The sequence below is a fragment of the Streptococcus sp. HMSC074B11 genome, assembly GCF_001808705.1.
Lineage (GTDB): Bacteria > Bacillota > Bacilli > Lactobacillales > Streptococcaceae > Streptococcus.
In genome coordinates this window covers 1-229 of sequence record NZ_KV794258.1, presented here as the reverse complement: position 1 = coordinate 229, position 229 = coordinate 1, and the positions used below count along the sequence as shown (strand labels likewise).

Here is a 229-nt window from a genome sequence, read left to right as displayed (position 1 = left end):
TCCTTTTATTTTTTTCTAAATTAGTAATTAGTGAACACGTGGTTCTGCTTTGGCTGCAGCATCTTTAACAGTTTCAACACCTTCGCCAACTTTTTCTTGAACGAATTCAGCGCCTTCGCCAAGTTTTTCAACACCTGAACCGATTCCAGCTTTCACTCTAGAAAATTGTTCTGACGCAAACTCGCCTGTTGATTCTGCTACGTCAGTTACACGATCTTGAAGGCTAACT

General features: G+C 40.6%; 1 pseudogene. It reads right to left on the bottom strand.

Features of this window, described 5'->3' with window-relative positions:
* Positions 1-27: 27 nt before the first annotated feature.
* A pseudogene (locus HMPREF2619_RS03135) lies at positions 28-229 on the bottom strand (Asp23/Gls24 family envelope stress response protein); the annotation flags it as partial.